The 7,069-nt window shown below is 69.2% G+C and carries 7 protein-coding genes; 6 read left to right on the top strand and 1 reads right to left on the bottom strand.

The features are described from left to right. The first annotated feature begins 21 nt into the window (after nt 1-21). Complete coding sequence (nrdD, locus tag A9974_RS05310) at nt 22-204, top strand: anaerobic ribonucleoside-triphosphate reductase (protein ID WP_183003090.1); 183 nt, start codon at nt 22-24, stop codon at nt 202-204. Next, nucleotides 170-967, top strand: coding sequence for an anaerobic ribonucleoside-triphosphate reductase activating protein (locus tag A9974_RS05305; protein ID WP_183003089.1), 798 nt, complete (start codon nt 170-172; stop codon nt 965-967). Before nrdD ends, A9974_RS05305 begins: the two co-directional genes overlap by 35 nt. On the opposite strand, the gene A9974_RS05300 is transcribed toward A9974_RS05305, so the two are convergent. Next, the gene (locus tag A9974_RS05300; protein ID WP_183003088.1) at nt 958-2,397 is read right to left on the bottom strand and encodes a PLP-dependent aminotransferase family protein; all 1,440 of its coding nucleotides are present in this window, start codon (nt 2,395-2,397) and stop codon (nt 958-960) included. The genes A9974_RS05305 and A9974_RS05300 overlap by 10 nt on opposite strands. Before the next feature lie 132 nt (nt 2,398-2,529). On the opposite strand from A9974_RS05300, the gene A9974_RS05295 reads away from it, so the two are divergent. The 4 genes from A9974_RS05295 to A9974_RS05280 all read left to right on the top strand — a co-directional run bounded on the left by A9974_RS05295 (nt 2,530) and on the right by A9974_RS05280 (nt 7,051). After that, nucleotides 2,530-3,819 (top strand): hydroxymethylglutaryl-CoA reductase, degradative, encoded by a 1,290-nt coding sequence (locus tag A9974_RS05295; protein WP_183003087.1) that lies wholly within the window; start codon nt 2,530-2,532, stop codon nt 3,817-3,819. 92 nt (nt 3,820-3,911) lie between these two features. Beyond that, a complete protein-coding gene (locus A9974_RS05290) occupies nt 3,912-4,382 on the top strand; it encodes a hypothetical protein (RefSeq protein ID WP_183003086.1) in 471 nt (156 codons plus the stop codon). Beyond that, complete coding sequence (locus A9974_RS05285; protein WP_183003085.1) at nt 4,379-5,767, top strand: tripartite tricarboxylate transporter permease; 1,389 nt, start codon at nt 4,379-4,381, stop codon at nt 5,765-5,767. The genes A9974_RS05290 and A9974_RS05285 overlap by 4 nt, the downstream gene beginning before the upstream one ends. A gap of 126 nt (nt 5,768-5,893) precedes the next feature. Further along, the gene (locus A9974_RS05280) at nt 5,894-7,051 is read left to right on the top strand and encodes a nitronate monooxygenase family protein (RefSeq protein ID WP_183003084.1); all 1,158 of its coding nucleotides are present in this window, start codon (nt 5,894-5,896) and stop codon (nt 7,049-7,051) included. Nucleotides 7,052-7,069: the final 18 nt, after the last annotated feature.

Here is a 7,069-nt window from a genome sequence, read left to right as displayed (position 1 = left end):
GCCCCACCCCAAGGAACCGCCATGCAAACCTTGATCTCTCCCGAAGCCGCCGCCCCCCAGGCCCTGCGCCTCCCCGACAGCCAGCGCGTGCGCTGCGAAGTCTGGACCCGCGTCATGGGCTACCACCGCCCCGTGTCTTCCTTCAACACCGGCAAACAGGGCGAATTCAATGAACGCCGCTTCTTCGTCGAACAGCATGCCTGACGCGCCCGGCGGCTGCGGAGCCGCGCCTGCCGCCCGCGGCAAGGCGGTGAGCGCGGCCCGCGCCACGCCGCCGCGGCCGGCGGCTCAGCCGCTGCCGCGGCATGCGCCGGCGGTGGGCGGGCTGACGCCGTTCTCCACCGTGGACTGGCCCGGCACGCTGGCCGCGGTGGTGTTCATCGCCGGCTGCCCCTGGCGCTGCCACTACTGCCACAACCCCGAATTGCAGACCCGCGCCGCACGCTACGACTGGCGCGACGTGCGCGCCTTCCTGGAGAACCGCCAGGGCCTGCTGGACGCGGTGGTGTTCTCCGGCGGCGAACCGCTAAGCGAGCCGCGCCTGCCGTCGATGATCCGCGACGCCCGCCGCATGGGTTTTCGCATCGGCCTGCACACGGCCGGTATTTACCCGCTGCGCCTGGCCGACATGGTGCGTTACCTGGATTGGGTGGGCCTGGACATCAAGGCCGATGCGCAAGGCTATGACGACATCACCGGCCGGCGCGATTCGCAGCGCCCCGCGCAAGCCTGCCTGACGCAGCTGCTGACGTCGGGCGTGGATTTCGAATGCCGCATCACCTGGCACCCGGACTGGCTGGACGAGGCCCGTCTGCTGACCCTGGCCCGCGAACTGGCGCGCCGCGGCGTCAAGCGCTTTGCGGTACAGCGCGCGCGGGCCAGCCCCAGCGCACCGCCCGTCTTGCGGCTGGGCGCCCACGCACAGGCCGTCTTGCAGGACCTGTTTGACGCCTTTTCCTACCGCTGAACGCGGCGCTTGCCGCCCTGGCCCAATTGCGCGGCCAGCGCGGCATGGAAACGCGGCGAGGCCACGGCGCCCACGTTGCAGCGCGACCACGGCGAGGCCGCTGTCGGATCCACGCTGAACACGCGGCCCGGCGCCATGATGACCTTCTCGGGCATCAAGGCCTCGGCCAGCGCCAGCGAATTGTCCACGCCCGGAAACGCCGACCACAGGTACAGCGAACTGGTGGGCCGGGCGAACACCTCGGCACCCAGCGAATCCAGCACGCGCAGCGCGTCGCCCGTGGCGGCCTGCAGCCGCTGGCGCAGCCGCACCAGATGCCGTTCATAATGGCCATCGCGCAACATCACGTCGACCATGCGTTCGCAGTATTCCGAGCTGCTGACATGCACCAGGGCCTTCAGGTCGGCCAGGTCGCTGGCCAGCGCCGCGCCGCAGGCGATGAAGCCCACCCGCAGCGCCGCCGAGAACGACTTGGAAAAACTGCCGATGTATACGGTGCGTTCCAACTGGTCCAGCGCCGACAGGCGCACGGCGGACGTTGGCTTGAAGTCGGCCAGCGGATCGTTTTCCACCACGATCAGGTTGTAGCGCTCGGACAGCTGCAGCAGCTTGTACGCCTTGGCCGGCGAAATGTCGGAACCGGTGGGGTTGTGGGCCAGCGACTGCGTGAAAAACAGGCGCGGCTTTTCGCGCTGCAACAAGGCTTCCAGCGCCGCCAGATCCGGGCCGTCCGACAGGCGCGGCACGCCCAGCATGCGCACGCCGGCCAGTTTGAGCTTGCCGAACAGCGGGTAGTAGCCCGGGTTGTCCACCAGCGCGGCCGCGCCCGGCGGCAGGAAGTAGCGGATCACCAGATCCATGGCCTCGTTGGCGCCGTGCGTCAGCACCAGTTGCGACGGCGCGGCGCTGATGCCCACGTCGCCCAGCTTGCGCACCAGGCTTTCGCGCAGCGGCGCGTAGCCAAAGCGGCTGCCGTAGCGGAACAAGGTGCCCAGGCCGGTGCGCACCACCTTCTGGTGATAGCGGTCCATGCGCATGTCGGCCAGCCATTCCACCGGCGGAAAGCCGTCGCCGGCGGCGATGGCATCGGGCTGGGTCTTGAGCTGTTCGCGCATCAGCCAGACGATGTCCATCGCCCGGCTGAGTTGCCCCGGCTCTTCGTCGGCCGCGCGTTGCGCCGGCCCGGTATCCAGCACGTAGAAGCCCGACCCGCGCCGCGGCTCGACCAGCCCGCGCGCCACCAGCATCTCAAAGGCCACCACCACCGTGTTCTTGGCGTAGCGGTGCAGTTGCGCCAGCTCGCGCAGCGACGGCAGCTTGTCGCCGGGGCGATAGACGCCATCGGCGATCTGGCGTCCGATCAGGCGGGCCAGGCTTTCGGCGATGGGTGCGGCGCGCGGAGTGCGGCCCAGGGGATTGTCGTCGTCCACGGGGTGGGATTCCTGCTCGGGGAAGGCCAGAATTGGTGCAGTGCGATGGTACTGTTCGCCCAAACTGTACCTCTGAATGCCGGTACAGTTTACCTAGAATCTCGCCACCTGATTCTTATATGGAGACATGCCATGGTGGCCGATTCACGCCTGCCGAACTTCCGCGCCCTCACCCCCGCTCAACGCCTGTCGGCCATTGCCGACGCCGCCGACCTGACGGCCGAAGAACGCCAGCTGCTGGCCGAGCCTGGCGCGCTGGGCCTGGACCGCGCGGACGGCATGATCGAAAACGTCATCGGCATGTTCGAGCTGCCGCTGGGCGTGGCCGGCAATTTCCAGATCAACGGCCGCGACGTGCTGGTGCCCATGGCGGTGGAAGAACCGTCGGTGGTGGCCGCGGCCTCGTTCATGGCCAAGCTGGCGCGCAGCGGCGGCGGCTTTGAAACGTCCAGCACCCGGCCGCTGATGCGCGCCCAGGTGCAGGTGCTGGGCCTGGGCGACCCCCATGGCGCGCGCCTGGCGCTGCTGCGCGAACGCGAGCGCATCGTCACGCTGGCCAACAGCCGCGACAAGGTGCTGATCGGCCTGGGCGGCGGCTGCCAGGACATCGAAGTGCACGTGTTCGCCGACACCCCGCGGGGCCCCATGATCGTGCTGCACCTGATCGTGGACGTGCGCGACGCGATGGGCGCCAACACCGTCAACACCATGGCCGAGGCCGTGGCCCCGCTGATCGAGGAAATCACCGGCGGCTCGGTGCGTCTGCGCATCCTGTCCAACCTGGCCGACCTGCGCCTGTCGCGGGCCCGCGTGCGCCTCACGCCGCAAGTGCTGGACACCAAGGACCGCAGCGGCGCCGAGATCATCGAAGGCGTGCTGGACGCCTACACGTTCGCGGCCATCGATCCGTACCGCGCGGCCACGCACAACAAGGGCATCATGAACGGCATCGATCCGGTCATCGTCGCCACCGGCAACGACTGGCGCGCCGTCGAAGCCGGCGCCCATGCCTACGCCTGCCGCGACGGCCGCTACACATCGCTGACGCATTGGGAAAAAGACGCCTCGGGCGCCCTGGTCGGCACGCTGGAAATGCCGATGCCCGTGGGTCTGGTCGGCGGCGCCACCAAGACCCATCCGCTGGCGCGCGTGGCGCTCAAGATCATGGCGGTGCGCTCGGCCCAGGAACTGGGCGAAATCGCCGTGGCGGTCGGCCTGGCGCAGAACCTGGGCGCCCTGCGGGCCCTGGCCACCGAAGGCATCCAGCGCGGCCACATGGCGCTGCACGCCCGCAACATCGCGCTGACGGCGGGCGCCGTGGGCGCTGAAATCGACGCGATCGCCAAGCGCATGGCCGAAGAGCACGACGTACGCACCGACCGCGCGCTGGCTCTGCTGGAGGAACTGCGCAAACCGGCCTAGGGCCACGGCGGGCGGATCCATCCGCCTGACCAAACAAGAACAGAGGCGGCGCCCGAGACATTGCGCGCCGCCCGTCCATCAAGGAGACAGACATGGATAGAGACACCAAGGCGTCCACCGGACGCCTGGCCGAAGTATGGAACGACACGGTCGACCTGCGCCATCTGGCGTGGGCGATCGTCATCGGCATCGGCGTCAGCGTGGCGGGCTTCTATGCCGCCAGCGGCTGGCTGCGCAGCCGCGTCGCCTCGCCCGAGCTGGCGCACGCCTACGCGATGCTGGCGGGTCTGGCCGGCTGCCTGCTGGCGGGCGTGATCTGCGCCCGCCTGTTCCCGCCCAAGCGTGAAGTGGTCGAGCACAGCGCCTCGCACGACCCGGCCTGGCGCGCCGAGGTGCTGGCCGAACTGGCCGCGCAGCCCGGCGGCCTGGGCACGCTGGCCGACCTGCCGCCCGCGGTGGTCGAGGAGCTGAAAGCGCTGGACCTGTACGAGCTGTTCGCCGCGCCCGCCGCCACGGCATCCCCCAGCCTGCCGCAAGGCGCAGCCAAAGAGGTGCTGGCATGAGCGATCCCGCATTGCTTGAACAGATTATGGTGGCCGCGGCCATGGGCCTATTGGGCGCCGTGGTGTTCGCCGCCATCGGCCTGGTGTCCGGCACCGACGAAACCACCACGCTGGCGCCGCTGACGCTGCTGGTCGTGCTGCTGGGCGTGCCGCCCGCCGGCGTGTTCACCTTCTTCCTGGCCGGCGCGGTCGCCAAGCACATGACCCACGCCGTGCCCACCGCGCTCTTGGGCATCCCCGGCGACACGCTGGCCACCCCCTTGCTGCAGGACGCCAATATGCTGCGCAAGCTGGGCGTGCCGCACATTGCGCTGCGCAAGATGGTGTCCGGCGCCATCGTGGCGGCCTTCGTGGCCGTGCCGCTGGCGGTGCTGTTCGCCGTGCTGCTGGCGCCGTTCGGCGGCGCCATCACCAAGTCCGCGCCGTGGATTTTCCTGGCCGCCGCCGTGCTGATCGCCTACTTCTCGGCCGGCCGCTGGGCCGCCGTGGCGTTGCTGGTGCCCTTCGTGGTGGTGATCGTGGCCCTGCAAAGCCTGACCGCCAAGTACGGCGTCAAGCTCAGCATCAGCTACTTCCTGGGCATCGCCATCGGGCCGCTGATCGCGGACCTGTTCACCGTGATCGCGCCGCAGGGGCGCGCCAAGATGATGCGGGACAAGGTGCGCACGTTCTCGCTGGCGCCGGACGTCAAGGGCTGGTCGGGCTACTTCCCCAACCCGCTCAAGGTCATGGACCGCATCCAGACCCGCTGGACCCTGGCCACGGCCACCATCTCCAGCGCCACCTTCGTGTTCAGTCCGGTAGCGATGACGGTGGTGCTGGGCGAACTGGTCGGCTCGCGCATCAAGCACGCCTACCACCGCCTGACCACCGTGCTCAGCGCGCGCAACGGCGTCACCGAGGCCACCTACATCGCCGAGGCCCTGATTCCGCTGATCGCCTTCGGCCTGCCGCTGAGCCCGGTCGCCGCCGGCCCTGCCGCGCCGCTGTTCAACGCCCCGCCCCGCTTCACGGTGGACGCGGCCACCGGCGAAACCCACAATCTGCACAACCTGTTGAACCACTGGGAATTCCTGGGTTACGGCATGCTGGCGGTGCTGCTGGCCGCCGTGGTGTCCTACCCCTTCGCCATGAATTTCGCGCGCCGCGCCGCGCTGTTCGTGTCGCGCAAGGTCAGCCACGAGGCGATCATCGCCACCTTCGTCGGCCTGATCATCGTGATCAGCGTATGGGAAGGCCAGTTCCTGGGCCTGCTGGTGATCCTGACCATGGGTCTATTCGGCGGCCTGCTGTCGCGCCTGTTCGGCTTTAACACCGGCGTGCAGTTCATGGGCTACTACACCGCCGTGCTGACGGTGCCGGCGCTGGTCAAGCTGATGGCATAACGCGCGGTCCATTCAGGCGGAGCCGGTGCGCTCCGCCTGTATCCCCAGCCCGCTTGATCCCGCGCAAAGCGGCGCGTCATGCCTTGCTCTAGCCTCGGAACCACTGTTCCTCTGAAAGGCTTCTTCATGACGTGGTTCCAATCACTCACCCTCGCTGGACGCGAATTGCTGCCCATCGTCCAGGGCGGCATGGGCGTGGGCGTGTCCGCCCATCGCCTGGCCGGCGCCGTCGCCAGCCAGAACGCGGTCGGCACCATTGCCAGTGTGGACTTGCGCCATCATCACCCCGACCTGGTCGAGCAGACCGAGCACTGCCGCGACCGCGAGCGCATCGACGGCGCCAACCGCGTCGCGCTGGACCGCGAAGTCCGCGCCGCGCTGGACGCGGCCAAGGGCCGCGGCCTGGTGGCCGTGAACGTCATGAAAGCCGTGCGCGACCATCCCGCCCTGGTGCGCCAGGCCTGCGAAAGCGGCGCCCAGGCCATCGTCATGGGCGCCGGCCTGCCCCTGGACCTGCCCGACATGACCGCCGACTACCCCAAGGTCGCGCTGATCCCGATCCTGTCCGAAGCGCGCGGCGTGGCCGCCGTGCTGAAAAAATGGATGAAGAAAGGCCGCATGGCCGACGCCGTGGTCATCGAACACCCCGGCTATGCCGGCGGCCACCTGGGCGCCGCGCGCCTGGACGAGATCCACGACGAACGCTTTGAATTCAAGCGCGTGCTGGGCGAATGCCATCAGCTATTCCAGGACCTGCAACTGGGCAGCGACGCGCCGCGCCTGATCGTCGCCGGCGGCGTGGGCAGCCACGAGCAGGTGCGGCACTGGCTGGCCAACGGCGCCGATGCCGTGCAGGTCGGCACCGCCTTTGCCGTCACGCAGGAAGGCGACGCGCACGAGAACTTCAAGCGCGTCCTGATGGACGCCGACCCCGCCAACCTGGCCGAATTCACCAGCGTGGCCGGTCTGCCCGCCCGCGCGGTGGCTACGCCGTGGCTGACCCGCTACCTGCGCCAGGAAAAGACCCTGCAGGCCGGCGCCCGCTGCGATCCGCGCCGCTGCAGCCAGCGCATGGACTGCCTGACCCAATGCGGCATCCGCGACGGCATCTCGCGTTTCGGCCAATTCTGCATCGACCTGAAACTGGCCGCCGCCATGCGCGGTGAAGTCAGCCGCGGCCTGTTCTTCCGCGGCGCGTCCAAGCTGCCGTTCGGCGACGCGATGCGCAGCGTGCGGGAATTGATGGATTACCTGCTGAACGGCAGGATGCCGGCGGCGGCGTAACGGCCGGCTGGCGCGGGT

It is taken from the genome of Achromobacter sp. UMC71, from assembly GCF_014170305.1.
GTDB lineage: Bacteria > Pseudomonadota > Gammaproteobacteria > Burkholderiales > Burkholderiaceae_B > Achromobacter.
Note: the sequence above shows the minus strand (reverse complement) of the source record. Positions and strands in the feature narration are given on the sequence as shown.

Excerpts from the sequence above, each read along its gene's own strand:
- nrdD (WP_183003090.1), top strand. The coding sequence starts at position 22 with ATGCAAACCTTGATCTCTCCCGAAGCCGCCGCCCCCCAGGCCCTGCGC.
- A9974_RS05305 (WP_183003089.1), top strand. The coding sequence starts at position 170 with ATGAACGCCGCTTCTTCGTCGAACAGCATGCCTGACGCGCCCGGCGGC.
- A9974_RS05295 (WP_183003087.1), top strand. The coding sequence starts at position 2,530 with ATGGTGGCCGATTCACGCCTGCCGAACTTCCGCGCCCTCACCCCCGCT.
- A9974_RS05290 (WP_183003086.1), top strand. The coding sequence starts at position 3,912 with ATGGATAGAGACACCAAGGCGTCCACCGGACGCCTGGCCGAAGTATGG.
- A9974_RS05285 (WP_183003085.1), top strand. The coding sequence starts at position 4,379 with ATGAGCGATCCCGCATTGCTTGAACAGATTATGGTGGCCGCGGCCATG.
- A9974_RS05280 (WP_183003084.1), top strand. The coding sequence starts at position 5,894 with ATGACGTGGTTCCAATCACTCACCCTCGCTGGACGCGAATTGCTGCCC.